Below are 15,736 nucleotides of genomic sequence, written 5' to 3'. Positions count from 1 at the left end.
TCAGGCGTATGCCGCTGGTGCGGCCGTGGACTGGGAGCAGACCCTCCCCGCCGACGCTCGTGTCGTCGACCTGCCGACATATGCCTTCCAGCACACCCACTACTGGCTGCAGAACACCGGCAGCGCCGGTGACGTCACCTCCGCCGGTCTGGAGGCCACCGAGCACACCCTGCTCTCCGCGTCCCTGCCGCTGGCAGAGTCCGACCGCGTGGTGCTGACCGGCCGGATCTCTCTTCGTACGCATCCGTGGCTCGCAGACCACGCCGTCACGGGCACGGTCCTGCTCCCGGGGACGGCCTTCGTCGAGATGGCCGTCCGTGCCGGTGACGAGGTCGGCTGCGCCGAGATCGTCGAGCTGACCCTCCTCGAACCGCTGGTCCTCGAGCCGTCGGAGGCCGTTCAGGTGCAGGTCACCGTCGGTGCGGCCGACGAGAACGGGCGTAGGCAGGTGGACGTCCACTCCAGGGCGGCGGACCAGGACAACGGCTTCGGCTCCTGGAACACGCACGCAACCGGCGTGCTGGCCGCCGAGCCGGTCGCACCGTCGGCCGGCCCGGCCTCCTGGCCGCCCGCCGGGGCCGAGCCGGTCGAGCTCGGCGGTGGCTACGACGACCTGTTGGCGCAGGGATACGAGTACGGCCCCGTCTTCCAGGGCCTGAAAGCGGCCTGGCGGCACGGCGACGACATCTACGCCGAGGTGGCGCTGCCCGAGGGCGCCTCCGTCAACGGCTTCGCCCTTCACCCCGCGCTGCTCGACGCGGCGCTCCACGCCCTCGGCACGGTCGGGGCGACCGAGGGAGCGGACACCTCCCAGGGGGTGCGGCTGCCGTTCGCGTGGAACGGAGTGTCGGTCCACGCGGCCGGTGCCACGTTCCTGCGGGTGCGGTTGACCCCGGAGCCGGCCGGCGACCGGGTGCGCGTAGGGGTCTTCGACGGGGCCGGGGCTCCGGTGGCGACCGTCGAGGAGCTCGTCCTGCGGGCGATATCCGCCGAGCAGCTGTCCGCGGCCGCCGGGACGGCGGGCGACACCCTGTACCGCACCGACTGGGTCGGGCTCCAGACCGCACCGGGCGTCTCCGCTGCGTACGACGGTTGGGCGGTCGTCGGCGCCGACGCGCCCGGCCTCCAGCAGGCCCTCAAGGCCGGCGGTGAGGACGCAGCGCACCACCCGGACCTGGCCGGGCTCGCTGCGGCGGTCGTCGCAGGCGCTCCCGCACCGGCCGTCGTGCTCGCCCCCCTCGCCACGAGCGGCACCGTCCTGGCGGCCGCCGATGCCCGGGCCGACGTCCCGGGTGCCGTGCGGGCCGCCACCGGCCAGGCGCTCACGCTCGTCCAGGAGTGGCTGGCGGAGGAGACGTTCGCCGAGTCCCGCCTGGTACTCGTCACCGGCGGCGCGGTGGCGACGGAGCCCGGCGGCGCGCCGGACGACCTGGGGCTTGCCGCGGTATGGGGGCTCGTACGAGCCGCCGAGGCGGAGAACCCCGGGCGGTTCGTACTCGTCGACCTCGACGACGACCCGGCCTCGCGCCAGGCGGTCCCGGTGACGCTCACCACCGGGGAACCCGAGGTGGCCGTGCGCGGTGGCCGGCTCCTCGGCCGGCGCCTGCACGCGGTGACCCACGGGGCGCCGAAGGGCGCGGCAGGGACCGCCGAGCCGACGGACTCCGCACGTACCACCGAGCCGACGGACTCCGGACCTACCGCGGAGGCGGCGGATTCGGCGCGTATCGCCGAGGCGGGGGACTCCGCACGCACAGCCGCCCTCGCGCGCCCCGCCTTCGACACGTCCGGCACCGTGCTCCTCACCGGCGGTACGGGCACGCTGGGCGCGCTCCTCGCCCGGCACCTCGTCACCCGGCACGGCGTGCGGCAGCTCCTGGTGACCAGCCGCCGCGGCCCCGCGGCCGAGGGCGCCGCCGAGCTGCGGGACGAACTGACCCGCCTCGGCGCGACCGTGACGGTTGCCGCGTGCGACGTCGCCGACGGCGGGGCGGTGCGGCGACTGCTCGACGGCATCCCGGCCGAGCACCCGCTGACCGCTGTCATCCACACGGCGGGAGTCACCGACGACGGCGTCGTCGCCGCCCTCGATGCGGGACGCCTGGACGCGGTGATGCGCCCGAAGGTCGACGCGGCCGTCCACCTGGACGAGCTGACACGGCACCCGGGCGTCGGGACGTTCGTGCTGTTCTCCTCGGCCGCCGGCACGATCGGCAGCCCGGGGCAGGCCAACTACGGCGCCGCCAACGCCTTCATCGACGCGCTCGCCGCCCGCCGCCGCGCCGCCGGACTGCCCGCCGTTTCCCTCGCGTGGGGCTTCTGGGAGCAGCGGAGCGAGCTCACCGCACGGCTCGGTGAGGCAGACGTCGCCCGGATGAACCGCTCAGGGGTGACGGCGATGCCGTCGGAGGCGGGACTCGCCCTCTTCGACGCGGCACTCGGAAGGGAGGAGGCCGTCCTGGTTCCGGTGCGCTTCGACCTCCCGGCCGTCCGCGCCAGGCTCGTGGAGCACGGCACCCCCGCCGTGCTGCGGGACCTCGTGAGGCTGCCGTCCCGCCGGAGCCAGGCCCAGGCCGCGCTGTCCCGGTCGGAGGCCGAGGCGCTGCTCCAGCGGCTCGCGGCACTGTCGGCCGAGGAACGGACCAAGGCCGTGCTCGACCTTGTGCGTACCCACGTGGCCGCCGTGCTCGGCTTCGCCGGACCGCGCGCGGTGGCCGCCGACCGCGGCTTCCTCGAGCTCGGCTTCGACTCGCTGACCGCGCTCGAACTGCGCAACCGGCTCACCGCGGCCACGGGATTGCGGCTGCCCGCCACGTTGATCTTCGACTACCCGTCGGCGGACGCGCTGGCCGGCTTCGTCGTCGGAGAACTGCCGTTCACGGAAGCGGCGGCGGCACCCTCTCCGGTACACGCCGAACTGGAAAGGCTGGAGAAGGCCGTCGCGGGCGCCACGGTCGCCGAGGACGAGAAGGGCGAGATCGCCGAGCGGCTGCAGACCCTGCTGGTCGCGCTGGGCGGCACCGGCGGCGAGCTCGCCGCACGGATCGACGAGGCCAGCGACGACGAGATGTTCGCGTTCATCGACAACGAACTCGGGCTGTCGTAGCGGCGATCAGGTGCCGTAGGGGCCCCAAGGCCGTTGGTCCCTTGGGGCCCCGGCTCTCCCGGGCCAGGGCCATCGCCGACAAGGCGGTCCACTTCGGCCCCATCAGGGCACGTGCCAGGTCCTGGCCCCGATGTCCGGCATCGGGGCCAGGACCGTGGCCCGCGTCCTCATCGACGTCGGCGACGGCCGATGGGACCGCGACGGGGGTGCCCGCCCTTCCCGCGGCAGGGCGGGCACATTTCCGAGGGTCGGGGGCCACGCTCGTATGACCGAAGGGGGAGACCATGCGCGTAGAATTGGCCCAACGGGGCCTCACCTGAGCCGAGTCGGTCCGCACCGGGGCCTCCGGGTGCCTCGACGAGTCCAGAGTGCGGGTGACGGGCCCGGAGTCCGGCACCGCCCCCCCCGACGAAGGCGGCACCGTCATGACGGCACAGCAGCGCGACCAGATCACGCAGGGCAGCAGCCCCCCGGCGGCGGTAAGAGCCGCCTGGATTGCAGGGGGACTCCTGATGATCGTCCTGGGCGTCGTCCTGATCCGGGTGACCCAGGTCCAGGTCGCGGACATGTCCGAGGGCGTGCGGCTGACGGCGACCGTGGTCATGCGTGGGGCGACCGCCCTCTTCGTCGGAGGTGGTGCCTGGTGCCTCGTGCGCGGCTGGAGGCCCCGTACGTGATCCGCGGCACCGCAGTAACTGCGGGACGTCCGGCGGATGTTCCGTGGGGCGCCCGCTGCGCAAGCCGTCGCGGGCAGCGCGGCGGGTGAATCGGCGGTGCCGTCCGCGGTCCGGGCGAGGCGGGACCGACGGGCGACCGGCCCCCGACGGAATCCGCCCCAGGCGCACGGCCCGACCGCACACGACGAAAGCCCCGGCCACTCCCACGCGACCGAGGCTCTCTCTGTCTTCGGATCCGGCTGCGGCGGTGACACTCCCCCGAGTGTGGCCATCCACGCCGAGCACCGTCTCACCGGATCCGACGTGGATATCCAACCAGCCTCCGCCAACAGATCGCTAACATGTGGCCAACGGTCAGCGCAGGAGGAAGGCATGCGGTTCGGCCTGCTCGGTCCGCTGACCGTGCACGATGCCGCGGATGAGATCCGCACGGTGGGCAGCGCGAAACTCCGCACGTTGCTCGGCACGCTGCTGCTGCGTGCCAACAGGGTCGTACCCGTCGAGGAGCTGAAGTACGCACTCTGGAGCGGGGAGCCACCCGCTTCCGCCCAGGCGTCCCTGCACAACCACGTGACGCGGCTGCGGCGGCTGCTCGCCGAGCCCGACCGGCTGCGGGCCGTTGCCCCCGGTTACCTGCTGCGCGTCGAGCCGGGGGAACTGGACGTGGACCTGTTCGAGCAGCACGTGGCCGCGGTGCGCGCCGCACACGCCCGCGCCACACGCGTCGACGAGCGTTCCCCGCACCAGCCTGGGGAAGCGGTCCGCCGCGACCTCGAAACCGTCGTCGTCGGCTCGCGGGCGGCGCTCGACCTCTGGCGCGGGGACCCGTTGACCGGACTGTACGACCCCGAGGACGGTGTTCCCGCCGCCGCACAGCGGCTGCGGGAGTCGTGGCTGATGCTCCTCGAGTGGCGGTACGACGCGTTCCTCGGCCTTGGCCGGCCCGACGGGCTCGGTCCCGAACTCGCGGCCCTGACCGCACAGTTCCCCCTGCGCGAGGTCTTCTTCCGGCAGCTGATGCTCGTTCTGCACCGCACCGGCAGGCAGCCCGAGGCACTGGCCGCCTACCAGTCGCTCCGCCGCACGCTCGCGGAGGAACTCGGCATCGACCCGGGACCCGCGGTCCAGGAGGCCTACCAGGAAGTCCTCCAGGGCCCTGCGCCGGCGGCGCGCGGCGGCCCCCGCCACAGCTCCTCGCCGCGACCCGCGCAACTCCCCTCCGCCCCGGCCCACTTCATCGGCCGCACCCGGCTCGTCAAGGAACTGCGCGCGGTGCTGATCGGCCCCACGCGTCCCGCGGTGGCCGTGCTCAGCGGCATGGCGGGCGTCGGCAAGAGCGCCCTCGCCCTGCACGTCGCCCACTCCCTCCGGGACGCGTTCCCCGACGGCCAGCTCCACCTCAACCTGCACGGTGCGACGCCGGGCGTGAGCCCCCTGGACCCCCGGCGGTCCCTGCCCGCCCTGCTCGGTGACCTCGGCGTCCCGCCCAGGGCCGTACCCGAGGACCCGGATGCCGCAGCCGCACTGCTGCGCTCCACCCTCGCCCCCACCCGCACGTTGCTGGTGCTCGATGACGCGGCGTCCGCCGCGCAGGTGAGACCACTGCTGCCTGCCGGTCCGGGCTGTGCCGTCGTGGTGACCAGCCGTTCGCCGCTGACCGCGCTCGACGGCGCGGCACGGTTCGCGCTGGCACCGCTGAGCGCCCGGGACAGCACCGCCCTGCTGCGGGCCGTGTCCGGCCGTGGACGGAGCCTCGACGACGATGCGGACCCCGCCGAGCTCGACGAAACCGCCGCGATGGAAAGGCTCGTCGAGCTGTGCGGCCGCCTGCCGCTCGCCCTGCGCATCGTCGCCGCCCGCCTCGCGGCCCGCCGTGCGCTCACTCCCTCCGCCCTCGCCGGACTGCTCACGGCCGAGGCCGACCGCCTCGACCACCTCGAGTACGACGACCTCAGCGTGCGCCGCTCGCTGTCGGTCGCGCACGATGCGCTGGACCCCGACGCCGCACTCGCCCTCCGCAGGCTGGGAGCGGTCGACCTTCCGGTGTACGACGCCGTTCTGGTCGCCCAGCTGATGGGGTCCGCCACCGACGAACGCCGGGCCGTCGCCGCGGTCGAGCGGCTCGTCGACGTCGCCCTGCTCGACGAGGTGGCCTACCGGAGGTTCGCCCCGCACGACCTCGTACGGGACTTCGCACGGGAGCTCTCCGCGCGGCTCGACGGGGAGGAGGAACGCGCGGCGGCCGCGGAGCGGGCGTTGCGCTGGTACGGGGAGAAGGCGCGGCAGGTCGGGCTGGCGCTCGTACCGGCGCATCTGGCGGGAACCCGGGTGCCCCCGCAGATCGGTGAAGCCGTCCCCTTCGCCGGGGAGGCCGAGGCCCTCGCCTGGGGCGACCGGGAACTGCCCAACATCGTCGCCCTCGTCCAGGCGTTCGCGCCGCGGTCGGTCACCGCCCTCCGGGTGGTTCGCGCCGCCTTCACCTACCTCCAGCGGCGCGGACGACTCCAGGAGCTCAGCGTCCTCAACGAGATCGCCCTGGAGGCCGCCCGTGGGTCCGGCGACCCGCAGGCCGAGGCGCACGCGCTCACGGACCTCGCCGGGGTGAACTTCATGCTCGGGCGCAGCGAGCGCTCGCTCGCCCTCAACGACGAGGGCATCGCCCTCTGGCGCCAGGTGGGCGAGGACAGTTGGGTCCAGCGGGGCCTGTCCAACCGGGGGCTGCTGCTGGAACGCCTCGAACGCTACGCGGAGGCCGCCCGGGCCCTGGAGGAATCACTCGTCATCGCCCGCAGGCTCGGCGACGACTATGCGGAAGGCATCATCTTCAGCCACCTCGGCAACCTCCATGAGCACACCGACGCCCGTCTCGCCCTGAGCTACCACGAACGCAGTCTCGCCGTCGGCATGAGGCTCGGCAGCATGCTGTTGAGGGAGAGCGCCCACTGCAACATGGGGTACGCCCGCCTCACGCTCGGCGAACCCGCCCAGGCCCAGTGCCATTTCGAGGCGTGCCTGAACATCGTCGGCACCGGCGACGACGGCGACTGGCAGAGCCAGTCGCAGGCCCGCCTCGGCTTGGTCCGTGCCCTGCGCGAGCAGGGTCTGCACGCCGCCGCCGTCCGTGAGTGCAGGCTCGTCCTGGAGCGCGCGGCGCCCAGGGGAGACCTGTTCACCGAGGGCCTCGCCCGCCATGAACTCGGTCTGTTGCTGCGCGCGGAGGGGCGTGGCGGGGAGGCCCTGGTGCAATGGCGGCGTGCCCATGCGGCACTGGAAGGGACCGACGCCAAGGTGCTGCCGGAGCTCCGCGAATTCCTCGACGAGCAGGACGGCGGCCAAGCCGTCTGAACCGCGGCCTCCCGTCGGCGCCCGCCGGCCGGGCGTGGTCACTTCGCGTCGGAGTACCTCCGGACCACCGCCGTGGTGAACGGGAACCGAACCGGCGTGTCGCCGAAGGTGATGCGCCCCGCCGTGTCCCCCGCCGCGCGGACCGCCGCCACCACTTCGTCCGCCTCCTCCGCCGGGCAGTGCACGATGACCTCGTCGTGTTGGAAGAACACCAGCTCCGCTCGGAGTTCCGCGATGGCCCTGCGCAGCGCAGCGAGCATCAGCAGGGCCCAGTCCGCAGCGCTGCCCTGCACCACGAAGTTGCGGGTGAACCGGCCCCGGGCACGCGCGTCGCTCGACGCGTAGCCGGGGGCGAACCCGCCCTGGGGCGGGCCCACGTCCGGCTCCTCCTGCGGGATGCCCGCCTCGTCGTCGTCCCGGGTCCCCGCAGCCCGCGGGCTGGTGCGGCCCAGCCACGTGCGGACCAGTCGCCCCTCCTCCCCGGCGCGGGCCGCGTCGTCGACGTAGCCGACGGCGAGGGGGAACCTGCGTCGCAGTGCCGCGAGGTTCTTCAGCCCGTCGCCGCTGGTCTGGCCGTAGATCGCGCCGAGCAGTGCGAGCTTGGCGTGCTCCCGGTCGCCGGAGAAGGCCCGGTCCGAGAGCCGTGCGTAGAGGTCGTCCGGATGACCGGCGACCTCCATCAGCCCGGGATCGCGGGAGATCGCGGCGAGGACACGCGGCTCCATCTGGTCGGCGTCGGCGACCACGAGCCGCCAGCCCTCGTCGGCGACGACGGCGCGCCGGATCACCTTCGGGATCTGTAGTGCGCCGCCGCCGTTGGTGGTCCACCGGCCCGAGACGGTTCCCCCCGGTAGGTAGCCGGGTCGGAAGCGGCCGTCGCGGACCCAGTCCTGGAGCCAGCTCCAGCCGTGGGCCGTCCAGATCCGGTACAGCTTCTTGTACTGGATGAGCGGCTCGACGGCCGGGTGGTCGATGCCTTCGAGCTCCCACCGGCGCGTGGAGCGGACCCTGATGCCCGCCTGGGTGAACGCCTTCACCACGTCTGCGGGGAGGGCCGGTCGAACCCGCCGCCCGAAGGCCGCGGAGACGGCGTCCGCCAGCTCGGCGAGGCGCCGCGGCTCGCCCCCGCCCGCGTATCGGTCCCCGAGGAGTTCGTGGAGCACCTCCCGGTGGACGTCCGCCCGCCAGGGCAGCCCGGAACGGTTCATCTCCGCGGCCACGAGCATCCCCGCGGACTCGGCCGCGGTCAGCAACCTCATCCGCCCCGGGTGCTCGGCGGCGTCGTGCCGCCGCTGCTGGTCGGCGTAGACCTCCAGCAAGCCGTCGAACGGTACGGGTACGGGCTCCGGGTCGAACAGCGACGACTGCGAGCCGGGCTCCGCCGCCCGCAGTGGCTGGTCGGGCGGTACGGGGGCGTGGTGCAGGCGTGCCCACGCCGCGGCGGCCGAACGGGGTTCGCCGAGGCGGCCTTGGTGCGCGAGCAGCAGCTGCTCGGCGTCCTCGACGTCGTAGCACCGCTCGACGCGCACGCCGGCGTCCAACAGCCGGGGGTAGATCTCGGCGGTGGAACGCCACACCCAGCGTCCGACCCCCGGCCGGGCGCGCACGGCCGCGGCGAGATCGGGCTCGTGGTGCACCTCGCCGGCGGGCCGCCCGTCCTGGGCGAGGGGTGCGAGCAACGCGCCGCCGCCCTCGGTCGCGGCCAGAGCCCACCTTTCGCTCATGGGTGCGAGTGTGGCACCCGGCGCTGACAACGGCGGGTGTGTTCCCGGCGCGTCCGCTGCGGATCCTCGTAGGGGGCGTCGGCGGCCGTGCGGTGCAGGACGTTCCCCGGCCGGTGCGAGGCGTCGCCGGGGTTCGCGCCGCAACGGGGCCTCTGCCGGGGCGTTCGACCGTCGAGCCGACCCGTCGGGCCGGTTCGGTATGCGTGGTGCCGGGCCCTGTCGGTTCCGGGCGCACGGACGGTAGCGCACTGGCGTGCGCAGCGGGGCGGGGGACGCCCGGGGCACGTTGGTGATCAAGCCCTGGCTGCGCCGACCCGGCCCCGGCCCTATGTCAGGGTCCGCACCACCCGGGCCGGATTGCCCACCGCCAGCACTCCCGCCGGAAGGTCCTTGGTGACCACGGCGCCCGCTCCCACCACCGTGTCCCGTCCGATCGTCACCCCCGGACAGACGATGACGCCGCCGCCGAGCCAGACGTTGTCCCCGATCGTGACCGGCACGGCCCGTTCCCAGCCCTCGCGTCGCCGAGCGGCGTCCAGCTCGTGGGTGGGGGTGAGGAGTTGGACGTTCGGCCCGATCTGGACGTGTGCGCCGACGGTGATGGGGGCGGCGTCGAGGAACACCGCGCCGAAGTTGACGAAGGTGCCGGCGCCGATGCTGATGTGACGGCCGAAGTCGCACTGGAACGGCGGTCGGATCCGTACGTCAGGGCCGACCGAGCCGAGGAGTTGGGCCAGGATCGCCGCACGGTCGGCGGATGTGGTGCCGGCGGCGTTGTAGGCGGCGCAGAGCGCAGAGCGCCGTTCGGTGTCCGCGCCGAGCTCGGGGTCGTCGGGGAGGTACCAGTCCCCGGCCAGCATGCGCTGCTTGTTCTCGCCCATGGGCCCCACCGTACGGTCCCCGGGCGGCCCAGAAGCGCTAACCGCAAGCCCCGGGCCGTGCAGTCGTTCGATATCCACAGGGTGTGGACAGAGGTCGGGGCACGGGCCGGGCGCGCTTGCGAGGGCCGACGGGGGCGGTCGCCGGGCGGGGTGTCACCCCGCTCGCGTAGGCTCCGTGGCCGTGGACGTGGTGGAGCGAGCACTCGGCGGAGCGCTGTACGCCGAGGATGACGAGGCGCTCGACGCCGGCGCCTCGCTGCTCGCCGCAGAACCGTTGGCCGACGCGGAGCTGGCCCGTCGTGGCGCCGAGTTCGTACGCAGGGCCTGGGAAAGAGGCTGGCAGCCCGCCGACGTCGTGCGGATCGTCCGCCGAGAGCTCGGTGAGGCGCAGGTACGGCTGGTCGCCGGGCTGATCACGGCGGAGACCCGGCGGTACGGCTCGGCCCTGCCGCCGAGGTGGGCCGCGCAGCTGGCGGACCTGCCCGAGGAGGACGTCCCGCGTTCCGCCGACCGGTTCTCCCACGCCACCGCGGTCCTGCAGCTCTACCGGCTGCTGGTGCGCCTTCCTCCGCTCGAGCCGGTCGGCCCGGTACCGGGAACACCGGCGCACCGGCAGCCGGTCTCACCGCGGGCGGAGCCGCGCGTGCTCACCCGGATCCGCGGGCTGCTGGCCAAGGCCGAGGCCACCGGATATCCGGAGGAGGCGGAGGCGCTCAGCGCGAAGGCCCAGGAGCTCATGGCGCGGCACAGCATCGACGAGGCGGTGCTCGCGGCGCAGGCCCACCGTCCCGACGTCCCGGGCGCCTGCCGTATCGGAGTGGACGCCCCCTACGAGGCCGCGAAGGCGATCCTGTTGGACGCCGTGGCCACCGCGAACCGCTGCCGTGCGGTCTGGAACAGCGGTCTCGGTTTCTCCACCGTGGTCGGTTTCGAGGGCGACCTGGACGCTGTCGAGCTGCTCTACACCTCGCTGCTGGTGCAGGGTTCCGCCGCGATGACCCGCGCGGAGGCCGCACAGAGGGCGGACGGACGCAAGCGCACCAAGACCTTCCGCCAGTCGTTCCTGCTCGCGTACGCCCACCGCATGGGCGACCGCCTCGCCTCGGTGACGTCCCACGCGGCGGGGGAGCGGACCGGTGGCGACCTCCTCCCGGTCCTCGTCGCCCGCGACGTCGCGGTGACGGAGCACGCCGACCGGCTGTTCCCGGAGACGGTGAGGACCAGGGTGCGCGGAGCCACCGACGCGGCCGGCTGGCAGCACGGGACCAAGGCGGCCGACAGGGCGCGCATGCCGCCGCGGGGCGGGCGGGGCGAACTGTCCGGGTAGCGCCGCCGCACCGGCGGGCCGTTCGGGTGGGTGCCGGCGAAGACCCGCGGGGCGCGCCGGAGGTCGTGCGGGGCGAGGAGCACGGGCATGGGCCGGTCCGCACGGACCGGCCGACGCCGTCCCCGCCCACACGGGGACGGCGCCAGGCCCGCGGACGTCAGGAGGCCGGCAGTCCTGCGGTCGGCAGACCCGTCGGCAGGCCCGGCGGGAGGGCGCCCGGCTCGGTCTTCTTCAGGGTGTCCTTCGTGCCGCCGTCCCAGGAGATCACCAGGGTGCTGCCGTCGTTGGACTCGATCGCGCCCATGGCGCGGTCCTTGTTGCCGTCGGAGCACTTCAGCGCCAGCATCGGCTTGTCGTCCATCTCCGTCAGCTCGCCGTTGCAGACGCGCTGTTCGACGACGAGCAGGGCCTTGCCGCTCTTGACGGACAGGGCGATCGGCTTGCTGGCGGACGTGCCGACCCAGGAACCCTCGATGTCGCGGACCCTGCCCGCGTCCGCGCCGGCCTCGCCGCCGCCCGCGGTGGGTGCGGCGGACGCGCCCTTGTCCTTGCCCGCACCGTCGCCCTTGTCGCTGCTGCAACCGGTCAGCGCGAGAACGGCGGCGAGCCCTGCCGCCGCGATGACACCGGTACGTACGCGCTCGTGCACGTGTCTGTCCCCCTAGTCGGCTTGTCGGTGACCGAGACCGCGCCAAGCTACCAGCCCGACGGGGCGACGAAACGACCGTGCCGCACGGGGGCGCGGAGGGCTGGGGAACCGGGAGCCCGTGCCCCCGTCCGACCGCACCCTCAGCAGGAGGACCGGTTCCGCGCGCCCGGCGTCCTGACCCGGCCGATCCGGGTCAGCTGCGGGCGAAGGAATGGGAGCGGCCGATGACAGTGAAGCCCCGGCGCTCGTACCAGTGGCGGGGCCAGTCCGCCGCGTCGGCGGTCAGGAAGCGCGTTCCGCAGCCTGCATCGACGGCCATGCACAGGGCGGTGGTCAGGACGGCATCGGCGTGACCGCGCCGCAGCCGGCTCTTCGCGGTGACGAGGTCCTCGATCTGGGCCATGCCCGACTCCGGGTCCATGTAGAGGTCGGCCCACGCGGCGATGTCTCCCTCTTCGGTGCGCGCGCCGATGAAGTGCACGACGTCGGCGCCGCGACGGCGGGCCTCGCGCCGGTCCACGAGGTGTCGCACGACCTCGTCACCGGCGTCCGGGAGCAGATCGTGCCAGCTTTGGGTCACGGCGGCGCGGATCGCCTCGAGGCCCACCGGTCCGGCTCCGCCGCCACCGGCCGGAGCGGGGCCGTCGTGCAGCATGATCAGGTAGGTGGAGTGGGTGTAGCCGGCCCGGACGAGGGCCGGGGCGCAGGCCGTTCCGACCTCCTCGTCGAGGACGTGGACCAGCCGGTGCGGCAGATGCCCGAGGGACTCCTCGACGAGAGCCGGCAGCGCGTCGGCGTCGACCGCCCCGTCGATGACCACCTGGTTGTTCGCGTGGGAGAGCGCGTAGGCGTCGTCGTAGACGGCGAACCCGCCGGGGAGCTCGGCCGTGCGTGCGGCCTGGCGGCGGGCGAAGGCGGATATGAAGGCGTTGATCCGCTGTCGTTCGGAGCGTGGCATGGGACGGAGCCTAAGCGGCTGTGGCCCGGGGGGCCCGGGATTTTGCGGTGGCGGTGGACCCCCGGTCCGGGGGTGGCGGTGGGAGGGGTGGGGAGCTCCGTCCGGCGGGCGGCTGACGTGCCGCTGCCCGACCGTGTGGTCGTGCGTCGGATGGGGTGTCGGACCTCTGCGCATGGCGCTGGGAAACTGGATGGTTGTCTGCTGGGAACTCCTTTGTGCGGCGTATCCGTTCGACGGGAGTAACTCGCATCACCGCGGTAGGCGAACAGCTCCATATGGGCGAGTGGACCCTGCGGAAAACGCCTGGGGAAGGCGTTCTCCGCCGGACCGCACAGGGGACGCCGGGCCGAGGAAGTCGGCCGTTCGGCTCCGCGGCGGTCCGGAGGGGCGCTTTCCGCCAGGGAGCGGATGTTCCGCATCCGCAGTGCCGGTCAGCAGGGCCTATGTGTCGTCTGAGGGCGCGTCGGACACAAGGTTCCGGACGGGGTGGTCGGGCGGGGGCGCGGAGCCGGAACGGCGTCCGGCGCGTCTCTTCTCCGGGAGACTTCCGGTAGGGGCCGCCATCAAGGAACGCAGTCAAATGCACGTGCATCTGCTCATGCATGCGCATGTGAAACACCGCTATGATCCGAGACAGTTGACACTTGCACCTTGTAACTCGGGGAGCGTCCTGTGCACCACGTGTACAACGGCATGGCGGCCACGGAGCTTCACGGGGTCGTCTGGCAGAAGAGCAGACACAGCAACTCGCAGGGGGCGTGCGTGGAGTTCGCCAAACTGCCCGGTGGGGACGTCGCGGTGCGCAATTCGCGCGACCCGGAGGGACCGGCGCTCGTCTATACGCCGGCGGAGATAGCGGCCCTCTTGCTGGGGGTGAAGGACGGGGAGTTCGACCATCTCCTCGGCTAGACCGCTCTGCGCCCAGGGCATGGACGGTCGGCCCGACGGCGGGCGACGTGCGGCTCCGGGGCCGGTGCGGCAGGCCCGACCGCACCGGCCCCGGAGCGCACTCGTGCCCCTGGACGGCCGTTGTCTCGGGCGGCGTTCGTGCCGGGAGGTCGGGGAGCCGTCCCGACGGGGCCGAGCCGTCCGACCGGTGCGCGGGTGCGGCAGGGCCCGGGGAGGTGCGGCGGGGTGGCGGGCACTTCGCGGCCTCGCGCGGGGAGCGGGCGGGCGCTCCCGTGGACGGTACGGCGCCGCCCCGGAGGGGGTGCCGGTCCGTCCGTGCCGGCGGATCCCCACCGACGGGTCGCCGGTGTCATGACCGACGGGCGTCGATTGACGGTCGGGCCGGTCCCGGCGCGTTATCCGGCCGGCAGTTGGAACAGGGCCCAGACCACTTTCCCGGTCGCGGGCCCTGCCAGGGGGTGCCAGCCCCAGCCGTCGCTGAAGGAGTCGACCAGGAAGAGTCCCCTGCCGCATTCGGCGGAGTCCTCTGCCTCACCTGCCACCGGGCTCTCCCGGCTGGGGTCGCGCACTGCGCAGACCAACCGGTTCGACCAGAGCATCAAGTGGAGTCTCACCAGGGAGGTCCCCTCGGCGAAGAACCGGGGGTGCTCCTGGTCGTGCGGATCGTCCGCGGGCAGGGCGTGGCGAAGGGCGTTGGTGACGAGTTCGGAGACGACGAGTGCGACGTCGTCGCAGCGTTCGGTCAGTCCCCAGTGGGCCAGGGTTCTGCCGGTGAACTGCCTGGCGCCGCGTACGGCTTCGAAGCGGGCCGGAAGGGCGCAGGAGGCGGAGGTGGAGACGGCTGCGGGATCGATCGGGGGAAGCCCCTGCCGTAACGGCTCGAGCACGGTCGATCCAATCGTTCCCATGCGAGGCACTCCCGGGAATCGCGGCTGTGGCGCTACAAGACGAACAAGCACGAACGAGTACGCAGGTACGCGACCTCCATGGTTCCGAATGCCTACACCAGATGCAAGGGCAGATGCACGTGCACGCGCCCGATGTGCCCCTCCCGCTGACGGTTCACGGCCATATCTTCCCTCTTGCTTTTGCGTCGGCTTCCCCAAAGACTTCCCATTTCCGTAATCGAACGAGTACGGGCTGAAGCTTTTTGGTGGCACAATCCGGAGCTTGGGGTTCGGGGGGACTCCGACACCGGTGGCAATGGGGAGGGTTGGAGACGTGACCGCAGTGGAGTCGTGGGGCTACCCCCGGTCCGAAGGGCCCGGGGGCGGGTCAGTGGTGCGCCGCATCCTGCTGGGCTCGCAGTTGAGGCGTCTGCGCGAGTCGCGCGGCATCACCCGTGAGGCCGCGGGCTACTCGATCCGGGCGTCCGAATCCAAGATCAGCCGCATGGAGTTGGGAAGGGTGAGCTTTAAGGCCAGGGACGTCGAGGACCTCCTCACCCTCTACGGCGTCACGGACGAGGCCGAGCGCGCCGCCCTGCTGAGCCTGGCGAAGGAGGCCAACGTCGCCGGCTGGTGGCACAGCTACGGTGACGTGCTGCCCGGCTGGTTCCAGACGTACATCGGGCTGGAGGGTGCCGCCTCGCTCATCCGGATCTACGAGGTCCAGTTCGTCCACGGCCTGTTGCAGACGGAGGCCTATGCCCACGCGGTCGTCTCCCGCGGGATGCCGGGCGCACCGTCAGCCGAGGTCGACCGGCGCGTGGCCCTGCGCCTGGAACGCCAGAAGGTGCTCGTATCCGAACGGGCTCCCCGTCTCCACGTCGTCCTGGACGAGGCCGCGCTGCGCCGCCCCTATGGTGACCGCTCGGTGATGCAGGGGCAGTTGAGGCATCTGATCGAAGTCTCGGAGCAGTCGAACGTCACGCTCCAGGTGATGCCGTTCAGCTTCGGCGGCCACGCGGGCGAGTCGGGGGCCTTCACCATGCTCCGCTTTCCGGAGTCGGACCTCTCCGACATCGTCTACCTGGAACAGCTGACCAGTGCGCTGTACCTCGACAAGCGCGAGGACGTCGCCCAGTACGAACGGGTCATGGAGCGGCTCGGAGAGGACAGCCCCGGCGCCGCGGAGAGCCGTGACCTGCTCCGTGGTCTGCTCCAACTCACGTGAGACGCAAGTACGATGACGTGACATCAGGTAGTTGCATCTGCTTCT

Annotated in this window: 11 protein-coding genes; 6 read left to right on the top strand and 5 right to left on the bottom strand. The window is 73.0% G+C overall.

All coding sequences use genetic code 11. The features are described from left to right. From ACFXOM_RS33665 to ACFXOM_RS33655, 3 genes are all read left to right on the top strand, one after another. Positions 1–3,106 (top strand): type I polyketide synthase (locus tag ACFXOM_RS33665; RefSeq protein WP_385041087.1); only part of this gene is annotated, 3,106 nt, incomplete at its 5' end. Positions 3,107–3,531: 425 nt separating this feature from the next. Beyond that, positions 3,532–3,783 (top strand): hypothetical protein, encoded by a 252-nt coding sequence (locus ACFXOM_RS33660; RefSeq protein ID WP_384947030.1) that lies wholly within the window; start codon positions 3,532–3,534, stop codon positions 3,781–3,783. A 372-nt stretch (positions 3,784–4,155) separates the two neighbouring features. Further along, positions 4,156–7,128 (top strand): BTAD domain-containing putative transcriptional regulator, encoded by a 2,973-nt coding sequence (locus ACFXOM_RS33655; protein WP_384947033.1) that lies wholly within the window; start codon positions 4,156–4,158, stop codon positions 7,126–7,128. A gap of 38 nt (positions 7,129–7,166) precedes the next feature. On the opposite strand, the gene ACFXOM_RS33650 is transcribed toward ACFXOM_RS33655, so the two are convergent. Next, positions 7,167–8,852 carry a bifunctional 3'-5' exonuclease/DNA polymerase gene (locus tag ACFXOM_RS33650; protein ID WP_384940201.1) on the bottom strand — a complete coding sequence of 562 codons (1,686 nt, stop codon included), beginning with the start codon at positions 8,850–8,852 and terminating at the stop codon, positions 7,167–7,169. A gap of 326 nt (positions 8,853–9,178) precedes the next feature. Beyond that, on the bottom strand, positions 9,179–9,733 hold the full coding sequence (locus ACFXOM_RS33645; protein WP_384940203.1) for a sugar O-acetyltransferase: 555 nt from the start codon (positions 9,731–9,733) through the stop codon (positions 9,179–9,181). Positions 9,734–9,923: 190 nt separating this feature from the next. Here ACFXOM_RS33645 and ACFXOM_RS33640 point away from each other — a divergent pair, with 190 nt between their 5' ends. Then, positions 9,924–11,060: a DUF2786 domain-containing protein gene (locus ACFXOM_RS33640; RefSeq protein WP_384940352.1), complete on the top strand. Its 1,137-nt coding sequence runs from the start codon at positions 9,924–9,926 to the stop codon at positions 11,058–11,060. A 157-nt stretch (positions 11,061–11,217) separates the two neighbouring features. Here ACFXOM_RS33640 and ACFXOM_RS33635 read toward each other — a convergent pair whose 3' ends face one another. After that, positions 11,218–11,709, bottom strand: coding sequence for a hypothetical protein (locus tag ACFXOM_RS33635; protein ID WP_385041084.1), 492 nt, complete (start codon positions 11,707–11,709; stop codon positions 11,218–11,220). 193 nt (positions 11,710–11,902) lie between these two features. Continuing rightward, a complete protein-coding gene (locus tag ACFXOM_RS33630) occupies positions 11,903–12,667 on the bottom strand; it encodes a GNAT family N-acetyltransferase (RefSeq protein ID WP_384947038.1) in 765 nt (254 codons plus the stop codon). A gap of 672 nt (positions 12,668–13,339) precedes the next feature. Between ACFXOM_RS33630 and ACFXOM_RS33625 the strand changes: the two genes are divergently transcribed. Further along, positions 13,340–13,576 (top strand): DUF397 domain-containing protein, encoded by a 237-nt coding sequence (locus ACFXOM_RS33625; RefSeq protein ID WP_384940209.1) that lies wholly within the window; start codon positions 13,340–13,342, stop codon positions 13,574–13,576. Between the two features lie 395 nt (positions 13,577–13,971). Here ACFXOM_RS33625 and ACFXOM_RS33620 read toward each other — a convergent pair whose 3' ends face one another. Further along, positions 13,972–14,484, bottom strand: a complete 513-nt coding sequence (locus ACFXOM_RS33620) for an ATP-binding protein (RefSeq protein ID WP_384940211.1) — start codon at positions 14,482–14,484, stop codon at positions 13,972–13,974. A gap of 373 nt (positions 14,485–14,857) precedes the next feature. Here ACFXOM_RS33620 and ACFXOM_RS33615 point away from each other — a divergent pair, with 373 nt between their 5' ends. After that, positions 14,858–15,691: a helix-turn-helix domain-containing protein gene (locus ACFXOM_RS33615; protein ID WP_384947075.1), complete on the top strand. Its 834-nt coding sequence runs from the start codon at positions 14,858–14,860 to the stop codon at positions 15,689–15,691. Positions 15,692–15,736: the final 45 nt, after the last annotated feature.

Origin of the sequence: Streptomyces sp. NPDC059169, from assembly GCF_042755225.1 — a bacterium.
Taxonomy (GTDB): Bacteria; Actinomycetota; Actinomycetes; order Streptomycetales; family Streptomycetaceae; genus Streptomyces.
This window is presented reverse-complemented; position numbering and strand designations above follow the sequence as displayed.

Coding starts and splice junctions, on each gene's coding strand:
- ACFXOM_RS33645 (WP_384940203.1), bottom strand. CDS start 9,733: ATGGGCGAGAACAAGCAGCGCATGCTGGCCGGGGACTGGTACCTCCCC.
- ACFXOM_RS33660 (WP_384947030.1), top strand. CDS start 3,532: ATGACGGCACAGCAGCGCGACCAGATCACGCAGGGCAGCAGCCCCCCG.
- ACFXOM_RS33650 (WP_384940201.1), bottom strand. CDS start 8,852: ATGAGCGAAAGGTGGGCTCTGGCCGCGACCGAGGGCGGCGGCGCGTTG.
- ACFXOM_RS33655 (WP_384947033.1), top strand. CDS start 4,156: ATGCGGTTCGGCCTGCTCGGTCCGCTGACCGTGCACGATGCCGCGGAT.
- ACFXOM_RS33630 (WP_384947038.1), bottom strand. CDS start 12,667: ATGCCACGCTCCGAACGACAGCGGATCAACGCCTTCATATCCGCCTTC.
- ACFXOM_RS33620 (WP_384940211.1), bottom strand. CDS start 14,484: ATGGGAACGATTGGATCGACCGTGCTCGAGCCGTTACGGCAGGGGCTT.